The sequence below is a fragment of the Thioalkalivibrio sulfidiphilus HL-EbGr7 genome (genome assembly GCF_000021985.1).
GTDB classification, from domain to species: Bacteria; Pseudomonadota; Gammaproteobacteria; order Ectothiorhodospirales; family Ectothiorhodospiraceae; genus Thioalkalivibrio_A; species Thioalkalivibrio_A sulfidiphilus.
In genome coordinates this window covers 346,871-369,161 of record NC_011901.1, presented here as the reverse complement: position 1 = coordinate 369,161, position 22,291 = coordinate 346,871, and the positions used below count along the sequence as shown (strand labels likewise).

The window sequence follows — 22,291 nt, the reverse complement described above, 5'->3', positions numbered from 1 at the left end:
GTCCATTCCACTGTCAGATACCGGCATACAGCGGAGGCGAAGGTGGTCCAGTCTAACGGCAAGCGGCAGGAGAACAAGCGCGTGCTCATCACCGGGGCGGCCCGGCGGGTGGGCGCCGAGATCGCCAGGCAACTGCACGGCGCCGGCATGGACCTCATCATCCATTACCGTGGTTCCCGGGACGAGGCGCAGACCCTGGCCGATGCCCTGAACGCGCTGCGTCCGGGTTCCGCCGGACTGGTGCAGGGCGACCTGCTCAAGACCGCCGACCTGCCCCGCCTGGCCGAGGATGCCAAGGCCGTGTTCGGCGGCCTGGACGTGCTGGTCAACAACGCCAGCACCTTCTATCCCACCCCCGTGGGCCAGATCACCGAACAGCACTGGGATGACCTGATGGGCAGCAACCTCAAAGCCCCCCTGTTCCTGTCCCAGGCCCTGGCCCCGGAACTGACCGCCCGGGGCGGCTGCATCGTCAACATCGTGGACATCCACGCCCTGCGCCCGCTCAAGGGCTACCCGGTCTATTGCGCCGCCAAGGCGGGCCTGTGGATGCTCACCCAGTCCCTGGCCCGTGAACTGGGCCCCAGGGTGCGGGTCAACGGCATTGCCCCCGGCGCCATCCTCTGGCCCGAGGCCGCCGAGAACAGCGCCCCCCACGAGGACATGATCCAGCGCACCGCCCTGAAACGTGAGGGCTCGCCGGCGGACATCGCCCGCACGGCCCTGTTCCTGATCCGCGACGCGGACTACATCACCGGGCAGGTCATCCCGGTGGACGGTGGACGCACGGTGAGTCAGTGAGTTATTGAGCCTGTTTCAGCGACGCCAGAAAAGACCCAATTGGACAGGATTTACATGATTAACAAGATTTTTGGGCGTTTTCGCGCTACATCCTGTTAATCATGTAAATCCTGTCAGATCCCTGTATTTCTGTGCATCTCCCGGAACCCTTTACATCCTCAGTTCCACCGCCCGCAGCCACTGCCCGTCCAGGTCAAACGCCGCCCACAGTTCCGCGAGGGTTCGGCCCACCACCGGATGGCGCAGGTCGGGTGCGATGTCGGCCAGGGGGGCGAGCACGAAGGCATGGTGCAGGATCTCGTCCCTTGGCAGTTCGAAGGCCTCGGTCTGAAGCACCAGGTCGTCGTAGAGCAGCAGGTCCAGGTCCAGGGTGCGGGGCTTGAAGCCGTTGCTCCCAGCGGTGCGCCCCTGGGCCCGCTCGAGGGCCTTCAGGTCCCGCACCAGGGTCTCGGGGCCGGCATCGGTCTCAAACCCCACCGCCAGGTTGAGGAAGGGCTCGCCGTCGAAACCCACGGCCCCGGTCTCGTAGACGGGGGAGACGGTCAGCGCGCCGTAGCATTCGGCCAGGGCCTGGATCGCGGCCCGCACATGGACCTCCCGGTCCACGTTGCTGCCGACACTGATATAGGCACGGGCCACGGGATCAGGCCCGCTCGCCCCGTTCGATGGTGACCCCCACCTCCCGGCTGCCGCGCACCGCGCCCGGCTTGCCCAGGGTGAGCCGCAGCCAGGGCACGCCGAACTCCTCCATGACGGTGCTGGCGATGCGCTCCGCCAGGGCCTCCACCAGGGTCAGCTCGTTGTTTTCCACCAGGTCGATCACCCGCTTGGCCACGGACTTGTAGTCCAGCACGTCGGTGATGTCGTCGCTCTTCGCCCCCTTGCGGATGTCGGTGCCCATCTCCAGGTCCAGCCGCACCTGCTGGCGGATCTGCTGCTCCCAGGCGAAGATGCCGATGGTGGTTTCAATTCGCAAATCGCGGATATATACGATGTCCATAAAAGCACAGATACAAGATTCAAGTGGCAAGAGACAAGAAAAAACTCGAAAAGCCTGTCTCTTGTCTCTTGGGCCTTGCCTCTGGCGCCTTGCGCCTGCTATCCTTCGCCGCTTTCCTGAATTCAGGCCCGATTTCGTTTGGAGCAAGTACCATGGCCCGAGTGTGTCAGATCACGGGTAAACGCCCTGTCACCGGTAACAACGTCTCCCACGCGCACAACAAGACGCGTCGGCGTTTCCTGCCCAACCTGCACAGCCACCGTTTCTGGGTGGAGAGCGAAAATCGCTGGGTGCGGCTGCGCATCAGCAGCAAGGGCCTGCGTATCATCGACAAGAAGGGCATCGACGCGGTCCTCGCCGACCTGCGCGCCCGTGGCGAAAAGGTCTGAGGAGCTTAAATCATGGCTAAGGGCGTACGTGACAAGATCAAGCTGGTGTCCAGTGCCGGGACCGGCCACTTCTACACCACCACCAAGAACAAGCGGAACATGCCGGACAAGATGGAGATCAAGAAGTACGATCCCGTCGTCCGCAAGCACGTGATGTACAAGGAAGCCAAGATCAAGTAATTGATCTCTTGGCCCTTGTGAAAAAGCCCGGCACTGCCGGGCTTTTTTGTGCGCGAATGAAAACTTCAAAATCCATGCTCTCGCAGAGGCGCTGAGGCGCAGAGAAAAGCACTTCAGGATATTTAATCCCCGCGTCTCCGCGCCTCTGCGCCTCTGCGCCTCTGCGCCTCTGCGAGAGAGTATGCTTTTTTCACTCCCCCTTCTGCGCCGCCAGCTCCGCCCAGCGGACCATGGCCTTGCCCCACTGGTGGGCGGTGGCCGGGTCCAGTTCCAGCTTGGTGTACTTGCCGCCGTCGCGGATGATCACCCGCAGCAGGGGCACGCCGCTGTCGTGGATGATCTGCCTGAGCTCGATCTGCTCACCGAAGGGCGCCTCGAACTGCTCCATGAAACCTCCCGTCACGAAAATGGCTTCGCCCGCGCCGGCGGGCGGCAGCAATCATACATTTGCACAAACACAACTGTTAATCTTGTGACCATACTGCCGATACAGGAATCAGGGATCGGCCAGATTCACCGTCAAAGGATTCATTGAACATGCCGGAGGTCTTCGTCGGCAGACAACCCATCTACGACCGCGAGATGCGGGTGCGTGCCTACGAGCTGCTGTTTCGCTCCAGCAGCGAAAATCGCGCAGCCTTCGTGGATGGCGACGCAGCCAGCAGCGAGGTGATCCACGGCACCTTCATGGACCTGGGCCTGGATCGCATCGCCGGTGACAAGACCGTCTTCATCAACCTCACCCGCAACCTGCTCATGAGCGAAGGCATCCTCGCCTTCCCGCCCGACCGGGTGGTGCTGGAGGTGCTGGAGGACGTGGAGATCGACGACGATCTGCTCGCCGCCCTGCGCCTGCTCAATCACAAGGGCTATCGCATCGCCCTGGATGACTTCGTCTACCGGGAAGGTCCCCAGCCCCTGCTGTCCATGGCGGACATCGTCAAGGTGGACCTGGGCCAGCTGCACAACGGCGAACTGGAAGACCAGGTGCGCCAGTTGCGCAGCCACAAGGTGCAGCTGCTGGCGGAGAAGGTGGAAGACCGGGAACAGTACACCCTGTGCCGGGATCTGGGCTTTGAATACTTCCAGGGCTACTACCTGTGCCGCCCCAACGTGGTGCGCGGGCGGCGGGTGACCACCAACCGGCTCACGGTGATCCAGCTCATCAACAAGCTGCACCAGCCGGACATGGACCTGCGGGACCTGGAGCAGACCATCGCCAACGACGTCTCGCTCTCCTACCACCTGCTGCGCTTCATCAACTCCGCCTACTACGGCCTGAGCAAGCCCATCGAGTCCATCCACCGGGCCGTGGTCTACCTGGGCCGGGACGCCATCCGTCACTGGGTCACCCTGCTGGCCCTGCGCAGCCTCAAGGACCAGCCCACGGACGTGCTCATCAACGCCCTGGTGCGCGCACGCATGTGCCAGCTGCTGGCCGAGCAGGGGCGCTTCCTGTCGCTGCAGGACAGCTTCTTCACCGTGGGCCTGTTCTCAACCCTGGAACAGGTGCTGCAGGCCCCCATGGCCGAGATCCTGGGCGAACTGCCCATGAGCGAGGAGATCAATGCCGCCCTGCTGCGCCAGGAAGGGGTGATGGGCGAGGCGCTCGCCTGCACCCTGGCCTTCGAGCAGGAAAGCCCGGACAGCGCCCGACGCTTCCGCGACCTGGACCCGGTGCAGACCGGACGCCTCTACCTGGAGGCCCTGGCCTGGGCCAATGAGCTGAAGGAGCAGATGGGGATTTAGTGAAGTGCGAAGTGTGAATTGGGAAGTGGGAAGGGAAAGCACTGACTTCCGACTTCCCAATTCACACTTCGCACTTCAAACCCAGGTTCCCCGCCTCATCCACCTCACACGACCATCCCGGCGCGATCCAGGTGGTGGAGACCGCCTCGGTGATCAACGCCGGGCCATCGATGCGTTGACCGGCGGGCAGGGTATCCCGGTCATAGACCGGCACGGGCGAACCGATGCCATGCACCGACACCTCGCCCCGGGGTCCGGCGGTATCCGCGGCAGTCGGGCCGGACAGATCCAGGGCCGGCACCGGGGCGGACAGACCCACCCGCACGTTCACCAGTTCCACGGGCAGGTCCAGGGCATGGCCGAAGCGGGCCTCGTGGGCCCGGTGAAAGGCCCGCTCGACCCCCAGCAGCCCGGTCCAGGGCAGATTCAGGGTGGCGGACTGACCGGCATAGCGAAGATCCACGGACTGGTGTACGGAAGGCTCCGACACACCCTCTAAGGCCAGGGCCTCCCGCCCCTTCGCCGCCAGGGCATCCAGCTCCATCTGCACGGCACGATCGCTGGCCTCCCCCAGGGGCAGGTTCAGGGTGCGCGACAACTCCCGGCCCCGTGGCGCCACCAGCATGCCCAAGGCCGAGAGCACGCCACCGTGCACCGGCACCAGCGCGCGTTTCATCCCCAGGCTCTCGGCCAGCTCGCACACGTGCAGGCCCCCGGCACCGCCGAAAGGCATCAGGGTGAACTGCCGGGGGTCGTGACCCCGGGCGAGCGAGATCTCCCGCAGGGCGCCGGCCATGTGCTCATTGGCCAGGCGGATCACACCCTCCGCCGCCTGTTCCAAGGACAGATTCAGACGTGCGGCCAGGGGTTCGAAGGCGGCGCGGGCGGCGGCCAGGTCCACGGGCATGCCGCCGGCCAGGCGCGTGTCCGGGGGCAGGCGCCCGAGCAGCAGATTGGCGTCGGTGACCGTGGGTTCCCGCCCGCCCAGGCCGTAGCAGGCCGGTCCGGGTCGGGCACCCGCGGAACGGGGGCCCACCTGCAGCAGCCCGCCCGCGTCCACCCAGGCCAGGGACCCGCCGCCGGCGCCGATGGTGTGCATGTCCACCATGGGCACCGCCACCGGGTAGCCGGCGATGCGGCCTTCCCCGGTCAGGCGTAGGTCCCCGTCCAGCAGGGCCACGTCCGTGGAGGTGCCGCCCATGTCGAAGCTGAGCAGGCGCGTCACCCCCGAGGCCCGGGCCAGGTGCAGGGCGCCGCGCAGACCCCCGGCGGGCCCGGAGAGCAGCAGGCGCACCCCGTGACGGCCGGCCTGGTCGGCGTCCAGGGTGCCGCCGTGGCTCTGCATCACCGTGAGCCGGGCATCCCCCAGGGTCGACCCCAGGCGCGCCAGGTAACCCTGCATCAGCGGGCCCACGTAGGCATTGAGCCAGGTGGCGATGCCCCGCTCGTACTCGCGGATCTCCGCCAGCACCCCGGAAGACCGGGTGACGAAGCAGATCCCGGAGAGCGCCTGTTCCACTGCCCGCTCGAAGCGGTCGTCCCGCCAGGAGAACAGCAGATTGATGGCCACGGCCTGCGGCGCGCGCGCCCGCACCCGGGCCGCCAGGGCGTCGAGATCCTCCGCGTTCAGATCCTCCACCACGGCGCCGTCCGCACCCAGGCGCCCGCCGGTCTCCAGGCAATCCTCCGGGCGCACCGGGGCGGGCACCCGCGCGGGCTGGAGGTTGTAGAGTTCCCGGCGCGCCTGGCGGCCGATGGTCAGCACGTCCCCCAGACCATGGTTGGTGATGTACACGGTGCGCACCCCGCGACCTTCCAGCACCGCGTTGGTGGCCACCGTGGAGCCGTGGATCACCGCCAGCTCCGGCTCACCCTCCAGGCCCAGTTCCCGGATGCCCTGCAGGATGGCCTTCTCAGGCGCCTCGGGGGTGGAAAGCACCTTGTGCACCCGCACCTGCCCCTCGTCCCAGAGCACGAAGTCCGTGAAGGTCCCGCCGGTGTCGACGCCGAGTCGTTTCATAGGCCGTAGTTTAACCCGGCCCCGGGCCAGGGAATCTGCAAAGCGTTTCGCTCGCCAAGGCTTTAAGCAGGCACTCTCAAGTCTTTTCCTCCGCGTCCCTGCGCCTCCGCGAGAGAATCCTGCCTTTGGTGTTTTCTCCTGAAAAAAACCGTTTCTCTCGCGGAGGCGCAGAGGCGCGGGGAAAGGCATTTGATGTGAAAACCCTGAACATCCGCGTCAGCGGGAGTGACGCTGGGATTCCAGCCTTCTCAGCGCAGCGCCCCGGCCCGCTCTGGTATCATGGGCAGTCCTGTTCGTGCATCCCGTTTCCCATGTCCCAGCCACCCCTCAAGGCCCAACTCGTTCCTTCCCGTGACGCCGTCGCCGAAGGCGCGTTGCTGGCGCGTGTGGACTATGGCCGGGAGACCGGCATCGATCCGGAGGACCCGTCTCGCGTGACGGTGGGCCTGCCGCCGTTCGGCACGGAGCAGGCCAGCGAACTGCTGCGCACGCCGCAGGCCGTCACCCGGGGCGAGCAGGACGGCATCGGCTTCGCCCGCAGCGAGGACCTGCTGTTCGCCCGAGTGTTCATCGCCGACAGCCAGGACATGCAGCAGGCTGCGGAGCAGGCCTATCTGCGCCTGCTGCGCTTTCACACCGCCATGGGCTACCCGGCCCTGCTGCGCATCTGGAACTTCTTCGACCGCCTGCTGGAGCCTGCCGTCGACCCGACCCTGGACCGCTACCAGGCCTTCTGCGCAGGCCGACAGCAGGCCCTGGAGGCCCTTCAGATCGACGGCAGCGCCCTGCCTGCCGCCACCGCCATCGGCACCGCCACACCGGGCTTCCTGGTCTACCTGCTGGCGGCCCGGGAACCGGGCATCCAGATCGAGAACCCGCGCCAGGTGAGCGCCTACCACTATCCGCCGGACTACGGCCCCAAGAGCCCCACCTTTGCCCGGGCCACCCTCAAGCCCTGGCCCGCGCGCACCCAGCTCTACATCTCCGGCACCGCCAGCATCGTGGGACATGCCTCCCTGCACGCGGGCAAACCCGCCGCCCAGATGGACGAGATCATCAACAACCTGGGCGCCCTGATCGACAAGGTACGCAATGACCACGGCCTCGCCCTCCATGGACCCGGCGATCTGTCCCTGCTCAAGGTCTACGTGAAGCGCGAGGCGGATCTGCCCGCCATCCGGGCGCGGCTCACGGCGCGCATCGGTGACCACCCGGCGGTACTGTTCCTGCACGGCGATGTCTGCCGCAAGGAACTGCTGGTGGAGATCGAGGGGCTGTATGCCTGAATTGCCCGAGGTGGAGACCACCCGGCGGGGGATCGAACGCCACGTCACGGGACGGCGGGTCACCTCGGTCATCGTGCGCGAACCACGCCTGCGCTGGCCGGTGCCCGGGGACCTCGCCGAGCGCCTCACGGGCCACACCCTCGGTCGCGTGCTGCGCCGGGCAAAATACCTGCTGATCGAAGTGGATACGGGCCTGCTGCTGCTGCACCTCGGCATGTCCGGCAGCCTGCGGGTGGTCACCCCCGACGCGCCCCTGCGCAAGCACGACCACATCGACCTCTGCCTGGACTCCGGCCGCTGCCTGCGCCTGCACGACCCGCGCCGCTTCGGCGCCGTGCTCTGGATCGAGGGGCCAGCCCACGCGCATCCCCTGCTCGCCGAACTGGGGCCGGAACCCCTGGGCAAGGATTTCGACGCGGACTATCTCTTCCGCAGCACCCGCAAGCGCCGCGTGGCCATCAAGCAGCACATCATGAACAGCCACGTGGTGGTGGGCGTGGGCAACATCTACGCCTCGGAGGCCCTGTTCCTGGCCGGCATCCGGCCCGGACGCGCCGCCGGTCGGCTCACCCGGGCGGAATGCGCGAGACTGGTGGAGACCATCCGCCAGGTACTCGGCGAGGCCATCGCCCAGGGCGGCACCACCCTGCGGGACTTCGTGCGCGAGGACGGCAGCCACGGCTACTTCCAGCAGCACCTGCGGGTCTACGGACGCACCGGGCTCGCCTGCATGGCCTGCGAAACGCCGGTCAAGCAGATCGTGCAGGGCAACCGCTCCACCTACTACTGCCCGGCCTGCCAACGCTGAGATCGTACGCCTACTCAGTCATTGCCGGTCTGCAGGGTGGCCGCGAGGCCGGCGCGCAGGCCGTGCTCGGTCGGGGCGCTGAACTGCACCGTCACCGGGAAGCCTGCCTCGGTGGGCTCCAGTCCCAGGGCACGCAGGCGCCCTTCGTAACGCTGATCGCCCACCTGCACCGCCACGTTCTGCCCCTCGCGCAGGCGCGCCAGGCGTGCCTCGGCGACGCTGCCGCGGGCGAGCATGGGCTCGCTGCTCACCAGGGTAACCAGCGGCGTGACCTGCAGTTCGTTGTTCACCGCCTGCCCGACGCGCACGTGGCGGGCGAGCACCAGGCCGTCGAAGGGGGCGCGCACGCGGCTGTATTCCAGGTCCAGGCGCGCGCGGGTGAGCCGCGCCTTGGCGGCCACGAACTCTGCATCCGCCATGGCGAAACCGATCTGCGCCAGGCTCAGGTCGCGCTGGGAGATGAGGGTGCGGTCGAACATCTCCTGCTGGCGCTCGTATTCGAGCTTCGCCTCGTCGCGGGCCAGCTCCAGGCGCTTGACCTGGGCCTCGGCCTCCTCCACGGAGGCGCGCAGGCCGCGATCGTCCAGCTGCACCAGCACGTCGCCGCGCTTGACCCGCTGCCCCGGCTCGGCGTTGACCCGGGTGACCATGCCGGAGACCGGCGTGCCCAACTCCAGGCGCTCGGCCCAGTCCAGGCGGGCGGGTATCTCCTCGGCCAGCGCCACGGGCGCGGCCAGGGTCAGCGACAGGGCCAGGGCGGACAGCAGGGCGGCGAGGCGCCGAGTTTTGGATGGGCTGGACATGGGTGGCAACTCCCGGTTCTGGTTCATCAGGGCGTGCCCTGTGCGTGGCTGGCGTGCACGGCGCTGAAGTCCGGTTGGCCGGTGAGCAGGGCGAGCCGCTCCCAGGCCAGCGCCAGTTCGAATTCCGTCTGCGCCGTGAACAGCATGGCTGCGGACTGCTGGGTCATGGCATCCCCCAGGTCCGTGGCCACCTCCAGTTCGTAGAGGGCGCGGCTGCGGTCCAGGTACAGGTCGCGGTAGTCGGCGGTGGCGCGGGCATGGTCACGCTGGGTGCGCAGGCGCTGGATCTCCAGCCAGGTCTCGAGCACCGCCTGGCGCAGGTCCAGTTCGTGCTGGCGCAGGCGCGCCTGGACATCGTAGAGGTTGGCCTGCTCCCGGGCCACGCCCGCATCCACGCGTCCGCCGCTGTAGAGCGGGATGTCCAGCACCAGCCCGGCGGCAAAATCATCGCGCCCACCCAGCACCCGCTCGTAGTGGGCGGCCTCGGCCTCCAGACTGAGCACGGGGCGACGGTCGGCGCGCCGCGCGGCGATGCGCTGGCTGGCGGCCTCGGCCTCCAGGCGCAGGCTGGCCAGGCGGCGGTTGCCGACCTCGGCCAGGGCGTAGAGCTCCTCGATCTCGGGCAGCGCCCGGTCGTTGCCGGGCAGGGCGGGATTGATCAGGTCCGAGGGCACCTGGTCCGGGCGGTTCAAGGCCAGGGCCAGGCGGTTGCGGGTGCTGCGAGTTGCCTGCAATGAGAACTGGCGGCGCTGCAGCGTTCCCTGATAATGAGTGTCGAGTTCCAATAGCTTGATATCTGAAAGCATCCCCAGTTCGTTACTAGACCTCGCCTTGTCTAGTTCCACGTACGCTACCGCCATGTCCTCGTTGTCTCTCATGTAGGCCAGGTCCGCCATCAGCACGTCGAAGTAGCGGCGCATGATCTCCATGCGCTGGCGGGCCACCAGGCTCAGGTGCTGCTCCTGCTGGCCGCGCAGGGCGGTCTCGGCGGCCGCCCGGGCGTTGCTGCTGCGACCGAAATCATAGAGGGGCTTGGAAAGGCGCAGGATGGCCTGGGAGTCGTTGTTGCCCTGGTCCGGGGCCCGTTCATTGGGGTCCACCCAGCGGGCATTGAGACGGATGCCCACGGCGAGATCATTGGCGCTCTCGACGGCCAGGCGCTCGGCCTCGCCGCGCAGCACGCCGGCACGGCCCTGGGCCACGGCGGGGTGTTCGTCATCGGCGAAGACGAGCGCGTCGCTCAAGGTGAGTGGCGATGGCAGACGGGTCTCGGCCATGGCGCCAGTGGCCAGGCACAGCACTGTGCCCACGAGCGCGCGCCCCCACGCACGCCCGGCGTTCCTCCCTGATCGCATCATTGCCGTGACTGGGCCTGTCGCTCGCGCTTGAAGCGGTTGAAGTTGTTGTCCTTGTAGTGGCCCTCGGCGACGAACTCGCCCAGCCACAGGAATTCCTCCACGCCCGAGGTGGCGCCGGTGAAGCGGGCGATGGGATTGCCCTCGGGGTCGTAGAACTGGAACACCGGGGTGGCGCGCACCCGGTTCTCGCGGAAGGCGAAGTCGGCCTGGCGCACGGTCTCACCCTGGAAATTGGTGACCTCCACGTCGCCGTTCACGTCCACGCTCAGAATACGGAAATGCTCGCGGTAGAAGGCCTGCACCTCGGGCTGGTTGAGCACGTTCTGCTTCATGCGGTGGCAGAAGGGGCACTCGTCCATCTCGAAGAAGATCAGCAGGGCCTGCTTGTCCTCCTCGCGGGTCAGCTCCAGTTCTTCCTGGAAGTCGCCGAAGGTGGTCTGGAAGAAGTGTTCGTAGGGATCGAGACCACCGGCCGCACGGGCTACGCTGCTCCAGACCAGCAGAGTAACAATCAGAATGACCGGTGACATGAAAACAGTCACGTGTGCCATGGTCCACTAACCCTCGCATTGTCAGACTGTCTTTCGTGAAAAGACCTGCCGGGCGGGAGTGCCCGGCAGGAATATTGGCAGTATCCATAGCCTAGGAGGTTTCGGCAGAAATCCATTTCCCACGTACGCATGCAGGTCCTGCAGAACCTGCATGAACAACGTCATTTACATCAGCTTCTTTGCAAGCGGCACCGTCAGGCGAGCGGTATACACCGTGTCTTCGATGGTCTTGCTCTCGTTTTCATTGAAATCAACCTGGAACTGCCAGCGGATTCCCCGCTGCATGCGGTAAGTCAGGCCCAGACTGATTTCCTGGAACTTGTTGTTGTTGACATCTTTGTTTGGATCGAACTCGGAGTAGCGAATGACACCCTCCCATTTCGGAGTAAATTTATAACCGGCAGACAGTTCAAAGCCTTCCGCCTTGACATCATCCGCACCCGCCACTTCATCCTTACCCCACATATACTCACCCCAGAGCCACCAGGGTGCGGTGAGGTAATTGTTGTACCTCAACACAATCGCATGCCGTTCACGATCCATTTCATCGCCCACGACCTGCTGACTTCCAAGTCTCAGACCATAGTGCGCAAAGACATTGCCATTGTGATATTCGAGTGAACCGTTGAAGTCCTTCTGGGTGCCATCATCCTGGAAACGTGTTCCAGAGCTGTTATACACACCCGCCGTGTAGGTCAGACTGCTGTCTTCAGAGAAACTGATCTGATCGAACACCATCACACCAGTCTTCCAGATGTTGGTGATCACCTCACCCTGGTCAGGCGTACAGCCAATCGACCCGCACCCATAGAGCGTTGATGTCATGCGGGTATAGTTGACCCAGGGCGCAGTTCCAGCCGGCACGTAAAATGCGTGTCCGAAGGGAACGATGATGGATCCGACAGCGACATTGGTGGTATCCGCCACATCACGGAATGTCGCCCTGGCCCTGAATGCACGCGCCCCGCCATCGGACGAATTTGTTGCGGCGTTCCTGGCCCACTCCGTTACGAACAAGTAGTCAACGTCTTCGGTGACACTGCCTCTCATGAACCACCGAAGACGCTGAAAACTGAATTCGCTTTTGTCCACATCGTTAGGTGCCGCGCCATTTCTATCGAGATGGGTAAATGCAGGCTGCATTTCCAGTCCCATGATCATGGTGAGATCTTCTGATGCTGCGCTTTCACGCCCATAGGCCATCGGGAAAGAGGTGTACTTATCCTGCGCAGCAGAGGCTGCCGAAGGACTCATGATGCCGGCTGCCGCCATTGCCATAACCAAGGCGCTACACGCGAATTTATTCATTTTAATAGTCATTGTTTAAATCCCCTTAGATGGTGATTACTTGCATCACTTTCCTGACTCGATAAATGCGATTACATCCAGGATGTCTTCAACACTGAGGACCCCATTTGGTCCATACACCGGCATATGAGCGTTTGGACTGTAAACCCTGCCGTCCCAGATGCGTTGAAACGTGTATTCGAAGGGCAACCCCCGTGCTCCGTAATTCGAGAGATTGGGTCCGATTGTTCCGCCTTCGTGTCCTTTAGGCAGTGAGTGACAAGCCAGGCAGTTACCCCACCTGACGTTCAATGCAATCCTTTCCCCCTTCTCGGCGTCACCATCGCGCGGGCCCGTGTACTTCACCTGCTCGATTTCTGGCGATCCCATTTTCCCGCACGGCAAGTTATAGTCATGACAGGCGTATGCACGCAGCCCCTCTCTTGGATAGGGTTCGCCCGGCACCCACTGCGGGACTTGGTCCTGGGACATTACCGGACCACCCATCAGGGCCGTCGAGCATGCCACCGCAAACAAAGCACTTCTCAGAAGTGTCTTTCCATTCAGATTCAACATCTCTGACTCCTCAAAGAATCGTTATCGCAAGCTGGTCTAGCAAGTCGACTCACTCCATGTAACCTGCATCCAGGTTATAGAAGTTGACTGGCGCACTGATCGGGAAACCATTTGATGACGCCTGCAGAAATACCTCTATATCGGTCATAGGCTCACTGCCTTCGACACCGGGATACATCCGGGAGAGGATCTGACACGACTTGATCTGGTGCTGGAGGGTGAATATGTACTCAAGGTCGTCCCCGGGAAGCGAATACGGGAAGTGGTAGACCGGGTACTGTGCGGCATCCCCAAAGAATGTGGTGGGCCGCTGGATTCTAAGGTAGCTACCCGAAGTAGGCGGCGTGTGACAGCTGGCACAGGCGAAGTTGAAATGACCAGTGCGCTTGAAAAACAGATCTCTCCCGCGCTCATAGGAGGCCTTCATTTCTCCTCCAGACACATCGATGTTCACAGGTACACCATCGGCCAGTGTCGCGACATACATCCCTATCAAGCTGTTCTCTTTGGTGTCTTCAACCCAGTTCTCACCGAGTCTCTCTGAAGCACATGACCCAATCTGGGTCGGCATCGTGACTACACGGCCAAGACGCTTGTTAAACGCTGGGAACCTGCTTTGCGCATCGGAGATCTTTTCTCCATTGTCACCATGACAGGAAGCGCATGACTGACCATTTTGATTTTTTCTGTGGAAGAGCTCGCTGCCACGTTCCGCCAACTCCTCGCCTTCCATGCTTCGCTCGAGCCAACGGAAATCCTTGAAGTTCATTTCATGTGACATGCGCCCTTCCTGGCGCGCAGCCGCGATAGCTTCTGCATCCTTCCAGTACTGATAGGTGTTGCTGAACGCCTCGTCGCCTGACACATGGGGGATGGCCTTCTCTCGATTGGGCCAATAATCAGGGCCTGGCCCCACAACAGACCTCTCCAGATGAACAGACAGCCCTTGCGCTAACCCAACGCTCATCGAGGTCGCGACAACGACCCCCAGCGCAAGCGGCGCCAGTTTGAGTGCTTTCATGCTAATCCTCCTCACTCGACCAATTATTGTGTGGTGCGAGACGCACATCGACGCATCAAGTGCCACTCGCACAACAACGGTAATTAGCATGTCGCATGCCATCGCCTGCAATATTCCAAGTTCTTGTTTTTATTCACACATACTTCCGCGCCTCAGGGTCGTTGTATGGCATTCTTCCTTAAGCCCCCTCATCTCCTATGGCATTCCTCCATACCTGCATAAGCGATGCCTAATCCTCATGTTTTGCATGAAATGCGCATCACATTGACACCCCTTCACCTGCCCTCTAATGTCAATGTCCGATCTACTGCACCAGCCGGCCGTACTGATTCCATGAACACAACCATCGCCACATACAGGGATGTGGACACATCATCCGAAGGTATCCGTGCGTTAATCGTTGACGACGAGCCTGATGTTGCCGGAGTGCTTTCCCGTGTCATCAAAAACTGCGGTGAATACGAAACTCATACAAGGACACAGCATTTTGACGTCCGGAGCACATTGCTTGCGCTACGGCCAGATGTACTCTTCCTGGACCTTGTCATGCCTGACATGGATGGATTCGATGTACTCAGGGAAGCGAAGGAGACTCTACCCGAGCTCAGTGTGATCATTGTCAGCACACACTCGACAGTCGAGAACGCCGTAAGGGCGATCAAGCAGGGGGCATTTGACTTTATGACGAAGCCATTTGACCCTGACTCTGTTTCACTCATGCTAGCCAAGATTGAAAGCGAGCTTGCCTTACGAGCCAGGTGCAGGGCCCTGCGCACAGCCCTTGAAACGCATGATCCCTTCCTCAGGGCGATCCTCGGCGACTCGCCAAACATTCATTCGCTCAGGGAATGGATACTTAAAGTTCGCGGCGTCCGCGCCAATGTACTTATTGAAGGCGAAAGCGGGACCGGGAAAGAATTGGTTGCACGTGCCATACACGGCGATAACGGTCCGTTCATAGCTGTCAACATGGCAGCTATTCCAGACAGCCTTGCAGATTCAGAGCTATTTGGTCATCGGCGCGGCGCCTTCACAGGGGCCAACACTGATCGTAACGGCCTCATACTGGAGGCGCACGGCGGGACGCTCTTCCTGGATGAAGCAAATGCAATGTCTCCACACATCCAGGCCAAGCTGCTTAGAGCAATACAAGAGCAAAAAATCCGCCCGGTTGGCTCAGATCGCGAGATTCCCATCGACGTGCGAATCATCAGTGCGACAAATACGCCCCTAGATTCTCAAGCCGCCAGCGGTGACTTCCGCCGTGATCTCTATCACCGTCTACGTGTGCTTGCCACCACACTGCCGCCCCTTAGGGAAAGACCCGGCGATATTCCACTTCTTGCTCAGGAATTTCTGGAGCGTTATGCGCGCCGTTATGCGAAACGCGTGAGGAGATTCTCCGCCGAGACGATTGATATCCTTCAACACATGGCCTTTCCAGGCAATATTCGACAGCTCGAGAACATGGTCGAAGAGGCAGTTATCCTGACCAGTGACACCACCTATGAAATCACGCCGGAACTCATATCTCTCGGCACGATTTCTCACTCAACCGAAACGAGTACGCGATCAACGCATCCGCGCACCCTTGCGGATGCCGAGCTTGCACATATTCAACGTATAATGAGGATAACGAACGGCAACAAAACCCATGCCGCAAAGATTCTGAACATCGACTACAAAACTCTTTTACGCAAACTATCCCTACTTGACCCTGGTGAGGCAGTGCCATGAATCGTCGCAGCTTCATGAATCACTTGCTTGTGTCACTCAGCGCAGGCTTCTGTGCCGGGCTCGGTGCCACGACTTACGTCACCAAGGCATCGAGATCTAACGGGGTATTGAATCCTGGTAGTGACGAAACCTGCCTCACCCCAGAATTCATGGCGCGTGTCGCCAGCTCATCTGGCTCATTGCCTGACTCTCTGACCTTGACTGGATCCAGGCTTCCAAAGAACGCGTTCCTGGACCTCATGGCTATTGAGGTCAAACGGACGACGAACCAGCAAGTATACGTATATGGCGGCGGGTGTGACGATGCGGTACTTGCCGTTCGGGCGCGTAAAGCACACATCGGAAATCTCTGCTGCCCTATTCCCGGTTCACCGGCGCATGACATGTACTGGCTACCAATTGCGCAAGATGTTAAGGCAGTTGTGGTACACCCCGACAATCCCGTCGATAATATTTCATTATCAGATCTCCAAGATGTCGCGAAAGGGCGAATCCGTAACTGGATTGAACTGGGCGGGCATGATCGCCCAGTCGCACTGGTTGTCCATGATCACTGCCCGACCTACTTCGAGCCCGTACGTGAACTACTTCTCGCAGGGATTGCGCCATGGTCCAGCGTTGGCATCAATGCAACGACAGACGAGGATCATCTTCAGCAAATAGCCCGTTTCCCAACTGCCATAGGGGTCAATAGCTGGGTACTCGTCGAACCCTATGTGAGACAAGGCCGATTGAAAATAGTGACTCTCGATGGAATCAGTCCAAGCCCATCGAATGCCACTGCAGGCGCATACCCCTTGACCGGCCCCTTCAACATGATATTTTCACATTGGAACGAAAGCCTCATGCGTCCTTTTTTCGACTACATATTCAGTGAGGAAGGGAGCAAGATCATCAGCCGCATGGCAGTACCAATTGATAGAACGAAAGCGATCAATACCGGGAATGCGCCCGACTATGCGCGTCTCGCATAATCACTCACGCACGGCCCGACTCACCCATTGGTACCGGCAGGCACCACGCAGTCGGGTATCATCGATCCGCAGGCGCGCCCCGGGTAGAGAGATAGATAGTAATTTCACCAATTCGCGGATTTGTGACAACCACATCGCCACCATGCGCCCGCGCGATCGCCCTCGCATTAGGCAATCCTAGCCCTGTCCCACCTTGTGTTCCCGTATAAAAAATATCGAATGCATGCTGGAGTGTCTCCTCCGTAAACCCGCAGCCAAAATCCGTGATCCGAAAGTACAGACGATCATCACCCACTCGTCCCGCCTCTACCCTGATTTCATTTCCACCATTGGCACGCAGAGCATTATCAACAAGGTTATCCATCATCTGCTCAAGCTGTAATCGGTCACCACGCATCCTCAATGGCTCATCATGTATCTCGTAACGCAACCTGGCATCTGGACGCCTCTGGCTTAGACTCTGCACAAAGCCCGCCATACACTCACTCACTTCGATGTCTTCGTAACGCAGCCGAACTGGCTTCCCGAAACGCAGCAGATTATCTACGGTTGATGCGCACCGACCACAGTGATGCAGTATCATTTCAATATCTTCCAAATCTTCCTTACCAAGATTCGCCGAACTCTTCAGCAAATGAGCAGCATTCCTGATCACGGTAAGCGGGTTATTGATGTCGTGAGCCACCCTGACAGCCACCCGGCCGATGGCCGAGAGCTTTTCCTGCTCTCGCAACTCCGATTCCAGCTTCCTTAGCTCAATCAGCTTATCAATCATATTATTGAAGGCGACACCCAGCGCAGCGACTTCTCCGTCGGCGCGCACATTGATGACCTTGAGATCACCATGCTCAAGACGATGAGGAAGCATTGTCACTGCATGGGTCAACTCCCTAACCGGATTGAGCACACTTCTAAGATAGATCACGCTTGCAATAACAAGTACAAAACCAGCGCCTAACAATGTAATTCCGACCACCATCTTTGTTTGATCAAGCGCGTCACCCACCTGGTCAGCCACCCCAATCTCTAAATCAACCGCCTCACCAAGGTTGTTGATCACTGACAAATCGAGCAGATGCGAGTAAACCCCTGCTCTTCTGCCAGCGGCAGCCTGAGATTGTCCAACTTCATTTAGCACCCCGACCTGGTAACTCGCTCCACCCACCTTGCGAAGTATCCCTATCCAGCCCAACACGACATCGTTCACCATCACAGGGGCGCTCGCCCATACCCAGAGCTCTGACTGATGCCAGACAAGCCTGGTTATCTGACTACTTGCGACACCGAGACCCTCGACCACCTCGGTTCTTCCCCCCTGATTAGAAAACACCAACCTCCCCTGTGAATCCCAAATTCCAAATAGATTAAAATTCAGCGCCGACGCTATTCTCTCTACATCCATCTCCAGCGGCCTTCGCTCACCCTCGAGGAAGAGATGATATTGAGCACTCTGACGCAGTCCGGAATCAGTGGATACCATCTCTACGAGCGCACTCATTCCCTGCATCTCCGCATCCAGTTGCTGGTGCATTGCTGCAACCTGGTTCACGATGCGCTGCTGACTTATCTGACTGAACTGTACCGACACGAAACCATCGATACTCATGAACATTACGGCTGTCACTGTGAAAATGATCAGTGTCAGCCCAGCAACTGCCCTAAAAAGAAGACTTTTCGGCGTATGCCATAGTCTTCTCGATACACCCGCCGCATCCGTGCCATGGCCCAGATTTATCCTGTCACTGCCAACCAGTGGTGTACTACCCATCAAGGCACCTCTTCTGACCGATCACTTCACGGTCCTCAGGGACGTTTCATTCACAATCGTATTGTAATGACGAATTTACCCCACAATCACCTATGAGCCCTGACTGTAGGCAACCATTGAAACAACTCGCGCTCGCGCAGTCTTTTGTTCTGCCCGAATCCCTGGACCCATCATGCTGCCGAGCCAGGAACTCAATCATCATTGTTCTTGATTTCAGCCTCACACGTCTAACTCCTCGACCCACGCATAAGCCACGAGTCTAAATCAACCTTGCGCAGTGTGTTGCACCGTGATCAGAGGCATTACGGCCGCCTTAAATGGCACCCCACTCACCACCGCGATGCATCCGATTCACCATCCCTGTGATTTGCCGTGAAAAAGTTCTGGACTTCGGATATAACAATGAGCCAGGTAGACCAATAGGAGTCAAGCGGATGAGCGATATCACTACCCGCTTAATGTCACTCAAAGATGGCATCGAGGAGCTGGCCGCCCTGGCCGCCAGGGATCAGGCCGATGCGGCCCGCCGCCTCGTCGCCACCCTCAACGCGAGCATCGACCAGGCCATCAGGGATGCGACCGGATCACAGGACATTGCCGAGAGCAAGCCGAAGCGAATGCCCGTGCCACGGGATCCGGTGGAGAAATGCCCACGTTGCACCCTGCGCAGCTTCACCTTCCAGAAGAACACGGCGCGTGAGGCCGAGGGCGGCTATGAAGCCCTGTACCGTTGCAGCAGCTGTGGCCACGAGGATTGGCGCGAGGTCGGCTGAGAAGGAGCCCACCGCCGGGCTCGTTTGACCTGACGGCCAAGGACTTCCACGCGCAGGTTAAACGTTTCTCGTTGACCAAGGCATTCCCGGCCGCCGCGTCTCGCCTCAGATTTGCGTGATTTCCCGCCACCACTCCCTGACACGAACTAAACTCAAGGACAGGCATCGCAACGATCCGCCAACAGCGGCAAGGAGGATCACGATGAACGTCAGGGATCTCTTGACACACTGGGCGCGGGAGCCCGGTGAGCGCCACACCCAGCACGAATACTGCATGCAGCTCTCGGCCCGGGACGCCGCCCGCATCGCGGCATTGGCAGAACTGTTCCCCAACAAGCCCCGTCAGGCGCTGATCGGAGAACTGCTCTCGGCGGCGCTCGACGAGCTGGAGGCGGCCATGCCCTACGTGCCCGGGGAGCGGGTGATCGCCGAAGACGAACTGGGCGATCCCATGTACGAAGACGCCGGCCTCACGCCCCGCTTCCTGGAACTGACCCGGCGGCACCTGGAGAAGCTGGATAGCTGAGCGGTGTGTTGCCTGGAAATTCAAGGGCCTTCAACGCGAAGGCGCGAAGACGCAAAGGTCGCGAAGTTTCTCGATGAGAAAACCATAGATCGCGTAGGTTGGGGTGAGCACAGCGAACCCCAACGCAGAGCTCAGCGGCGTGCGCTAGCGCGTCCGCTGGAACGCCTGGTTGGAACTGGTTTCTGATGCACTGGCACGGTATGCAGCTCTACGCCTAGTGCTCGTATTACTCTCAAAACGGTGTCATATCGTGGCTTTGCACCGGGAGTTAAGGCCTTATACAGGCTCTCTCGACCAAGTCCAGCTTCTCTGGCCAGCTCCGTCATCCCTCGTGCCTTTGCGATATCGCCAATAGCCACCAGAAATACATTTGGATCTTCGTCCTCTAGCGCAGCATTGAGGTATTCTGCAATTACCTCTTCGCTATCCAGGTATTCTGCGGCATCGAATTTGGTCAACTTAGTCATCAGTGTGGCCTCGGTATTTCTCAGCAAGGTCATGGGCTTTCTGGATGTCCTTCTTCTGAGTTGATTTATTGCCTCCACACAGAAGAAGGTAAATCGTTTCGCCGTCCCTTGCGTGATACACCCTGTAACCAGGTCCGTAATGGATTCTCATCTCCGAGACACCCTTCCCGACAGGTTCGCAGTCGCCGAAGTTTCCTGCCTCGGCAGAACGGATACGGGCGATGATTCGAGCTTTTCCTATCGGATCTCGAAGCTTCTTCAGCCAGCTATCAAACTCTGGCGTACGAAGGAATGTGTACATACGCAGAATCGTATCCGCACGGATACAGTACGTCAAGCGTGACTAAGGACATGAGCAATTCCAACAGGACGTGTGAATCCAGAGAACAGTGTACCCATTACTCAGGCGCCCACAGGCGTGTCAGATCAAGCGTATTAGCACTTTGGGACATCCACAGTCCGGAATTATGGATTATGGGTGTCCCAAACCGCCTTCGGGGGTCAGAGAACAATGGCTGCTAATATTAGCGGATATTGCTCTCTGACCCGGTTTACGGTTTCGCGTTGGATCCTGGGGACAGTGTAACCATTGCTCAGGCGCCCACAGGTATGGCAAATCAAGCGAGAAGCACAATAGGTATACTGTCCCCGGATTTGCTGCACCCAGCCGTTCCGGGTGATCAGCACGCCGCTCAGCTGCTCGCCGAAATACTGCACCATGTCGTTGCGCTCGGGTTCGCCGTGCACCAGCACATCCAGCCCCAGCGATTCCTGCTGGCGGATCACGCGGGTGATCTCCGTCTGCAGATAGGCCCGGTACTGGACATCCGTCAGACGCCCGGCGCGATGGGCCGCCCGGGTGGAGCGGATCTCGTGTGTCTGGGGGAAGCTGCCGATGGTGGTGGTGGGCAAGCAAGGCAGATCCAGGCGCGCTCGTTGCGCTGCATGACGCTGTACATAGGGGGCGCAGCGGCGATCGGCCAGGGCATCCAGCGCCGCGACCCGGGATCGCACCGCCGCGTCGCGCACCCGTGCGCTCTCGCGCCGCGCCTGCGCCGCACGCCGGGCTGCCTCCAGGGCCCGCGCCTCGCAGTCCTCGCCATGTTCCAGCACCCTGCCGAGTACGCGCAGTTCGTCGAGCTTCTGCCGGGCGAATGCGAGCCAGCCGTAAAGCTCAGGGTCCAGGTCGGTCTCCAGCTCCAGGTCCAGGGGCACATGCAGAAGTGAACACGATGTGGACAGCCAAAGACGCGCCCCCAGCCGCTGGCGCAGAGGCAGGATCTGCGCCAGCACCCGGTCGGGGTCTGTACGCCAGACGTTGCGCCCGTCCACCACACCGGCTGACAGCACCGCGCCGGGCGGCAGGGCCCGCGCCACTTCGAGCAGTTCATCCGGCGCCCGTGTCGCATCCACGTGCAGACCCTGTACCGGCAGCTGACGCACGATCTCCAGATTGCCGCCGAGCCCACCGAAACAACTGGCCAGCAGGATATTCGGCCCGCCCGTGGCCAGGGCCTCATAGACCGCCTGGAAACGGGAGCGCCATTCGTCCGGCAGTTCCAGGGCCAGCACGGGTTCGTCCAGCTGGACCCACGCCACCCCGGCCGCCGACAGCCGGCCCAGTATCCGGGCATAGGTCGCCGCCAGGGCGTCGCACAGGTCCAGGCACGCAAACCCGGAGGTCTGGGACTTGGACAACCACAGGAAGGTGAGCGGCCCCACCAGTACCACCTTGACCGGATGACCGGCCTCCCGGGCTTCGCGGACCTGGCCCAGAAGCCGGGCGGGGTTCTCCGTAAAGACCGTATCGGGTCTCAGTTCCGGGACCAGGTAGTGGTAATTGGTGTCGAACCACTTGGTCATCTCCAGTGCCGGCTCGCGCTCTGTACCCCGGGCCATGGCGAACTGGCGTTCCAGAGACCCTTCATCGCCCCTGAACGCGAAGCGCCCCGGCGCACACCCCAGCAACTCCACGTGGTCCAGCACATGGTCGTAGAACGCAAAGTCGCCCACGGTCACCCAGGTCAGGCCGGCGTCGCGCTGCTGCTGCCAGTGCCGGAACCGGAGCTCCCGCGCCACCTGCTCCAGGCCCTGTTCAGTCAGGTCACCGCGCCAATGTCGTTCCAGGGCGAACTTCAGTTCACGGCGGGCGCCCATGCGCGGGTATCCGGGGATATGCAGCGTGGTCATGATCGATCTCCATCCATTGCGTTGACT

The 22,291-nt window shown here is 61.2% G+C and carries 24 protein-coding genes; 10 read left to right on the top strand and 14 right to left on the bottom strand.

Annotation, left to right across the window (positions count from 1 at the left end; all coding sequences use genetic code 11):
• The first annotated feature begins 42 nt into the window (after positions 1 to 42).
• Complete coding sequence (locus tag TGR7_RS01615) at positions 43 to 801, top strand: pteridine reductase (RefSeq protein WP_012636915.1); 759 nt, start codon at positions 43 to 45, stop codon at positions 799 to 801.
• 150 nt (positions 802 to 951) lie between these two features.
• Here the strand turns inward: TGR7_RS01615 and folK are convergent, their stop codons facing one another.
• Positions 952 to 1,440 (bottom strand): 2-amino-4-hydroxy-6-hydroxymethyldihydropteridine diphosphokinase, encoded by a 489-nt coding sequence (folK, locus tag TGR7_RS01610; protein ID WP_012636914.1) that lies wholly within the window; start codon positions 1,438 to 1,440, stop codon positions 952 to 954.
• 4 nt (positions 1,441 to 1,444) lie between these two features.
• Positions 1,445 to 1,801, bottom strand: a complete 357-nt coding sequence (gene folB, locus TGR7_RS01605) for a dihydroneopterin aldolase (protein ID WP_012636913.1) — start codon at positions 1,799 to 1,801, stop codon at positions 1,445 to 1,447.
• A gap of 152 nt (positions 1,802 to 1,953) precedes the next feature.
• On the opposite strand from folB, the gene rpmB reads away from it, so the two are divergent.
• Positions 1,954 to 2,190, top strand: coding sequence for a 50S ribosomal protein L28 (gene rpmB, locus TGR7_RS01600; RefSeq protein ID WP_012636912.1), 237 nt, complete (start codon positions 1,954 to 1,956; stop codon positions 2,188 to 2,190).
• 12 nt (positions 2,191 to 2,202) lie between these two features.
• Entirely contained in the window at positions 2,203 to 2,370 is a 168-nt protein-coding gene (gene rpmG / locus TGR7_RS01595) for a 50S ribosomal protein L33 (protein WP_012636911.1), read from the top strand.
• Positions 2,371 to 2,560: 190 nt separating this feature from the next.
• Here the strand turns inward: rpmG and TGR7_RS01590 are convergent, their stop codons facing one another.
• Positions 2,561 to 2,758, bottom strand: coding sequence for a DUF6967 family protein (locus TGR7_RS01590; RefSeq protein WP_012636910.1), 198 nt, complete (start codon positions 2,756 to 2,758; stop codon positions 2,561 to 2,563).
• Positions 2,759 to 2,907: 149 nt separating this feature from the next.
• On the opposite strand from TGR7_RS01590, the gene TGR7_RS01585 reads away from it, so the two are divergent.
• Complete coding sequence (locus TGR7_RS01585; RefSeq protein WP_012636909.1) at positions 2,908 to 4,119, top strand: EAL and HDOD domain-containing protein; 1,212 nt, start codon at positions 2,908 to 2,910, stop codon at positions 4,117 to 4,119.
• A gap of 61 nt (positions 4,120 to 4,180) precedes the next feature.
• Here TGR7_RS01585 and TGR7_RS01580 read toward each other — a convergent pair whose 3' ends face one another.
• The gene (locus TGR7_RS01580; RefSeq protein ID WP_012636908.1) at positions 4,181 to 6,139 is read right to left on the bottom strand and encodes a hydantoinase/oxoprolinase family protein; all 1,959 of its coding nucleotides are present in this window, start codon (positions 6,137 to 6,139) and stop codon (positions 4,181 to 4,183) included.
• Positions 6,140 to 6,450: 311 nt separating this feature from the next.
• On the opposite strand from TGR7_RS01580, the gene TGR7_RS01575 reads away from it, so the two are divergent.
• Together TGR7_RS01575 and mutM are read left to right on the top strand one after the other, a co-directional pair.
• On the top strand, positions 6,451 to 7,425 hold the full coding sequence (locus TGR7_RS01575) for a chorismate transformation FkbO/Hyg5 family protein (RefSeq protein WP_012636907.1): 975 nt from the start codon (positions 6,451 to 6,453) through the stop codon (positions 7,423 to 7,425).
• On the top strand, positions 7,418 to 8,233 hold the full coding sequence (gene mutM / locus TGR7_RS01570) for a bifunctional DNA-formamidopyrimidine glycosylase/DNA-(apurinic or apyrimidinic site) lyase (protein WP_012636906.1): 816 nt from the start codon (positions 7,418 to 7,420) through the stop codon (positions 8,231 to 8,233). The genes TGR7_RS01575 and mutM overlap by 8 nt, the downstream gene beginning before the upstream one ends.
• 14 nt (positions 8,234 to 8,247) lie before the next feature.
• Here the strand turns inward: mutM and TGR7_RS01565 are convergent, their stop codons facing one another.
• The 6 genes from TGR7_RS01565 to soxA all read right to left on the bottom strand — a co-directional run bounded on the left by TGR7_RS01565 (position 8,248) and on the right by soxA (position 13,829).
• Positions 8,248 to 9,036: an efflux RND transporter periplasmic adaptor subunit gene (locus TGR7_RS01565; RefSeq protein WP_041442274.1), complete on the bottom strand. Its 789-nt coding sequence runs from the start codon at positions 9,034 to 9,036 to the stop codon at positions 8,248 to 8,250.
• Positions 9,037 to 9,062: 26 nt separating this feature from the next.
• A complete protein-coding gene (locus tag TGR7_RS01560) occupies positions 9,063 to 10,394 on the bottom strand; it encodes a TolC family protein (protein ID WP_012636904.1) in 1,332 nt (443 codons plus the stop codon).
• The gene (locus TGR7_RS01555; RefSeq protein WP_245523014.1) at positions 10,391 to 10,924 is read right to left on the bottom strand and encodes a thioredoxin family protein; all 534 of its coding nucleotides are present in this window, start codon (positions 10,922 to 10,924) and stop codon (positions 10,391 to 10,393) included. The genes TGR7_RS01560 and TGR7_RS01555 overlap by 4 nt, the downstream gene beginning before the upstream one ends.
• 186 nt (positions 10,925 to 11,110) lie before the next feature.
• Positions 11,111 to 12,253, bottom strand: coding sequence for a porin (locus TGR7_RS01550; protein WP_041440748.1), 1,143 nt, complete (start codon positions 12,251 to 12,253; stop codon positions 11,111 to 11,113).
• A 45-nt stretch (positions 12,254 to 12,298) separates the two neighbouring features.
• Positions 12,299 to 12,622 (bottom strand): sulfur oxidation c-type cytochrome SoxX, encoded by a 324-nt coding sequence (gene soxX, locus TGR7_RS18000; protein ID WP_425358079.1) that lies wholly within the window; start codon positions 12,620 to 12,622, stop codon positions 12,299 to 12,301.
• Between the two features lie 235 nt (positions 12,623 to 12,857).
• Entirely contained in the window at positions 12,858 to 13,829 is a 972-nt protein-coding gene (gene soxA, locus TGR7_RS01545; protein ID WP_041440745.1) for a sulfur oxidation c-type cytochrome SoxA, read from the bottom strand.
• A 333-nt stretch (positions 13,830 to 14,162) separates the two neighbouring features.
• On the opposite strand from soxA, the gene TGR7_RS01540 reads away from it, so the two are divergent.
• A complete protein-coding gene (locus TGR7_RS01540; protein ID WP_049764581.1) occupies positions 14,163 to 15,566 on the top strand; it encodes a sigma-54-dependent transcriptional regulator in 1,404 nt (467 codons plus the stop codon).
• A complete protein-coding gene (locus tag TGR7_RS16950) occupies positions 15,563 to 16,540 on the top strand; it encodes a substrate-binding domain-containing protein (protein ID WP_012636898.1) in 978 nt (325 codons plus the stop codon). The genes TGR7_RS01540 and TGR7_RS16950 overlap by 4 nt, the downstream gene beginning before the upstream one ends.
• A 58-nt stretch (positions 16,541 to 16,598) precedes the next feature.
• Here TGR7_RS16950 and TGR7_RS01530 read toward each other — a convergent pair whose 3' ends face one another.
• Positions 16,599 to 18,308 carry a sensor histidine kinase gene (locus TGR7_RS01530; protein WP_012636897.1) on the bottom strand — a complete coding sequence of 570 codons (1,710 nt, stop codon included), beginning with the start codon at positions 18,306 to 18,308 and terminating at the stop codon, positions 16,599 to 16,601.
• Between the two features lie 434 nt (positions 18,309 to 18,742).
• Between TGR7_RS01530 and TGR7_RS01525 the strand changes: the two genes are divergently transcribed.
• Both TGR7_RS01525 and TGR7_RS01520 read left to right on the top strand, forming a co-directional pair.
• Positions 18,743 to 19,081 carry a hypothetical protein gene (locus tag TGR7_RS01525; RefSeq protein ID WP_012636896.1) on the top strand — a complete coding sequence of 113 codons (339 nt, stop codon included), beginning with the start codon at positions 18,743 to 18,745 and terminating at the stop codon, positions 19,079 to 19,081.
• A gap of 202 nt (positions 19,082 to 19,283) precedes the next feature.
• The gene (locus TGR7_RS01520; RefSeq protein WP_012636895.1) at positions 19,284 to 19,607 is read left to right on the top strand and encodes a hypothetical protein; all 324 of its coding nucleotides are present in this window, start codon (positions 19,284 to 19,286) and stop codon (positions 19,605 to 19,607) included.
• Positions 19,608 to 19,738: 131 nt separating this feature from the next.
• Here TGR7_RS01520 and TGR7_RS16945 read toward each other — a convergent pair whose 3' ends face one another.
• From TGR7_RS16945 to metE, 3 genes are all read right to left on the bottom strand, one after another.
• A complete protein-coding gene (locus TGR7_RS16945) occupies positions 19,739 to 20,107 on the bottom strand; it encodes an addiction module antidote protein (RefSeq protein ID WP_245523013.1) in 369 nt (122 codons plus the stop codon).
• Complete coding sequence (locus TGR7_RS16940) at positions 20,067 to 20,375, bottom strand: type II toxin-antitoxin system RelE/ParE family toxin (RefSeq protein ID WP_041440735.1); 309 nt, start codon at positions 20,373 to 20,375, stop codon at positions 20,067 to 20,069. The genes TGR7_RS16945 and TGR7_RS16940 overlap by 41 nt, the downstream gene beginning before the upstream one ends.
• A 200-nt stretch (positions 20,376 to 20,575) precedes the next feature.
• On the bottom strand, positions 20,576 to 22,264 hold the full coding sequence (gene metE, locus TGR7_RS01510) for a 5-methyltetrahydropteroyltriglutamate--homocysteine S-methyltransferase (protein ID WP_012636894.1): 1,689 nt from the start codon (positions 22,262 to 22,264) through the stop codon (positions 20,576 to 20,578).
• Positions 22,265 to 22,291: the final 27 nt, after the last annotated feature.

What these genes read in the sequence shown, in the direction of transcription:
- TGR7_RS01580 (WP_012636908.1), bottom strand. Translation starts at nt 6,139, where the DNA reads ATGAAACGACTCGGCGTCGACACCGGCGGGACCTTCACGGACTTCGTG.
- soxA (WP_041440745.1), bottom strand. Translation starts at nt 13,829, where the DNA reads ATGAAAGCACTCAAACTGGCGCCGCTTGCGCTGGGGGTCGTTGTCGCG.
- TGR7_RS01530 (WP_012636897.1), bottom strand. Translation starts at nt 18,308, where the DNA reads ATGGGTAGTACACCACTGGTTGGCAGTGACAGGATAAATCTGGGCCAT.
- TGR7_RS01560 (WP_012636904.1), bottom strand. Translation starts at nt 10,394, where the DNA reads ATGATGCGATCAGGGAGGAACGCCGGGCGTGCGTGGGGGCGCGCGCTC.
- TGR7_RS01540 (WP_049764581.1), top strand. Translation starts at nt 14,163, where the DNA reads ATGAACACAACCATCGCCACATACAGGGATGTGGACACATCATCCGAA.
- TGR7_RS01550 (WP_041440748.1), bottom strand. Translation starts at nt 12,253, where the DNA reads ATGAATAAATTCGCGTGTAGCGCCTTGGTTATGGCAATGGCGGCAGCC.
- TGR7_RS01565 (WP_041442274.1), bottom strand. Translation starts at nt 9,036, where the DNA reads ATGTCCAGCCCATCCAAAACTCGGCGCCTCGCCGCCCTGCTGTCCGCC.
- TGR7_RS01520 (WP_012636895.1), top strand. Translation starts at nt 19,284, where the DNA reads ATGAACGTCAGGGATCTCTTGACACACTGGGCGCGGGAGCCCGGTGAG.
- metE (WP_012636894.1), bottom strand. Translation starts at nt 22,264, where the DNA reads ATGACCACGCTGCATATCCCCGGATACCCGCGCATGGGCGCCCGCCGT.
- rpmG (WP_012636911.1), top strand. Translation starts at nt 2,203, where the DNA reads ATGGCTAAGGGCGTACGTGACAAGATCAAGCTGGTGTCCAGTGCCGGG.
- TGR7_RS01585 (WP_012636909.1), top strand. Translation starts at nt 2,908, where the DNA reads ATGCCGGAGGTCTTCGTCGGCAGACAACCCATCTACGACCGCGAGATG.
- TGR7_RS01590 (WP_012636910.1), bottom strand. Translation starts at nt 2,758, where the DNA reads ATGGAGCAGTTCGAGGCGCCCTTCGGTGAGCAGATCGAGCTCAGGCAG.
- TGR7_RS01525 (WP_012636896.1), top strand. Translation starts at nt 18,743, where the DNA reads ATGAGCGATATCACTACCCGCTTAATGTCACTCAAAGATGGCATCGAG.
- TGR7_RS16945 (WP_245523013.1), bottom strand. Translation starts at nt 20,107, where the DNA reads ATGACCTTGCTGAGAAATACCGAGGCCACACTGATGACTAAGTTGACC.
- rpmB (WP_012636912.1), top strand. Translation starts at nt 1,954, where the DNA reads ATGGCCCGAGTGTGTCAGATCACGGGTAAACGCCCTGTCACCGGTAAC.
- TGR7_RS01575 (WP_012636907.1), top strand. Translation starts at nt 6,451, where the DNA reads ATGTCCCAGCCACCCCTCAAGGCCCAACTCGTTCCTTCCCGTGACGCC.
- soxX (WP_425358079.1), bottom strand. Translation starts at nt 12,622, where the DNA reads ATGGGATCGCCAGAAATCGAGCAGGTGAAGTACACGGGCCCGCGCGAT.
- TGR7_RS01555 (WP_245523014.1), bottom strand. Translation starts at nt 10,924, where the DNA reads ATGTCACCGGTCATTCTGATTGTTACTCTGCTGGTCTGGAGCAGCGTA.
- TGR7_RS16940 (WP_041440735.1), bottom strand. Translation starts at nt 20,375, where the DNA reads ATGTACACATTCCTTCGTACGCCAGAGTTTGATAGCTGGCTGAAGAAG.
- TGR7_RS16950 (WP_012636898.1), top strand. Translation starts at nt 15,563, where the DNA reads ATGAATCGTCGCAGCTTCATGAATCACTTGCTTGTGTCACTCAGCGCA.
- mutM (WP_012636906.1), top strand. Translation starts at nt 7,418, where the DNA reads ATGCCTGAATTGCCCGAGGTGGAGACCACCCGGCGGGGGATCGAACGC.
- folB (WP_012636913.1), bottom strand. Translation starts at nt 1,801, where the DNA reads ATGGACATCGTATATATCCGCGATTTGCGAATTGAAACCACCATCGGC.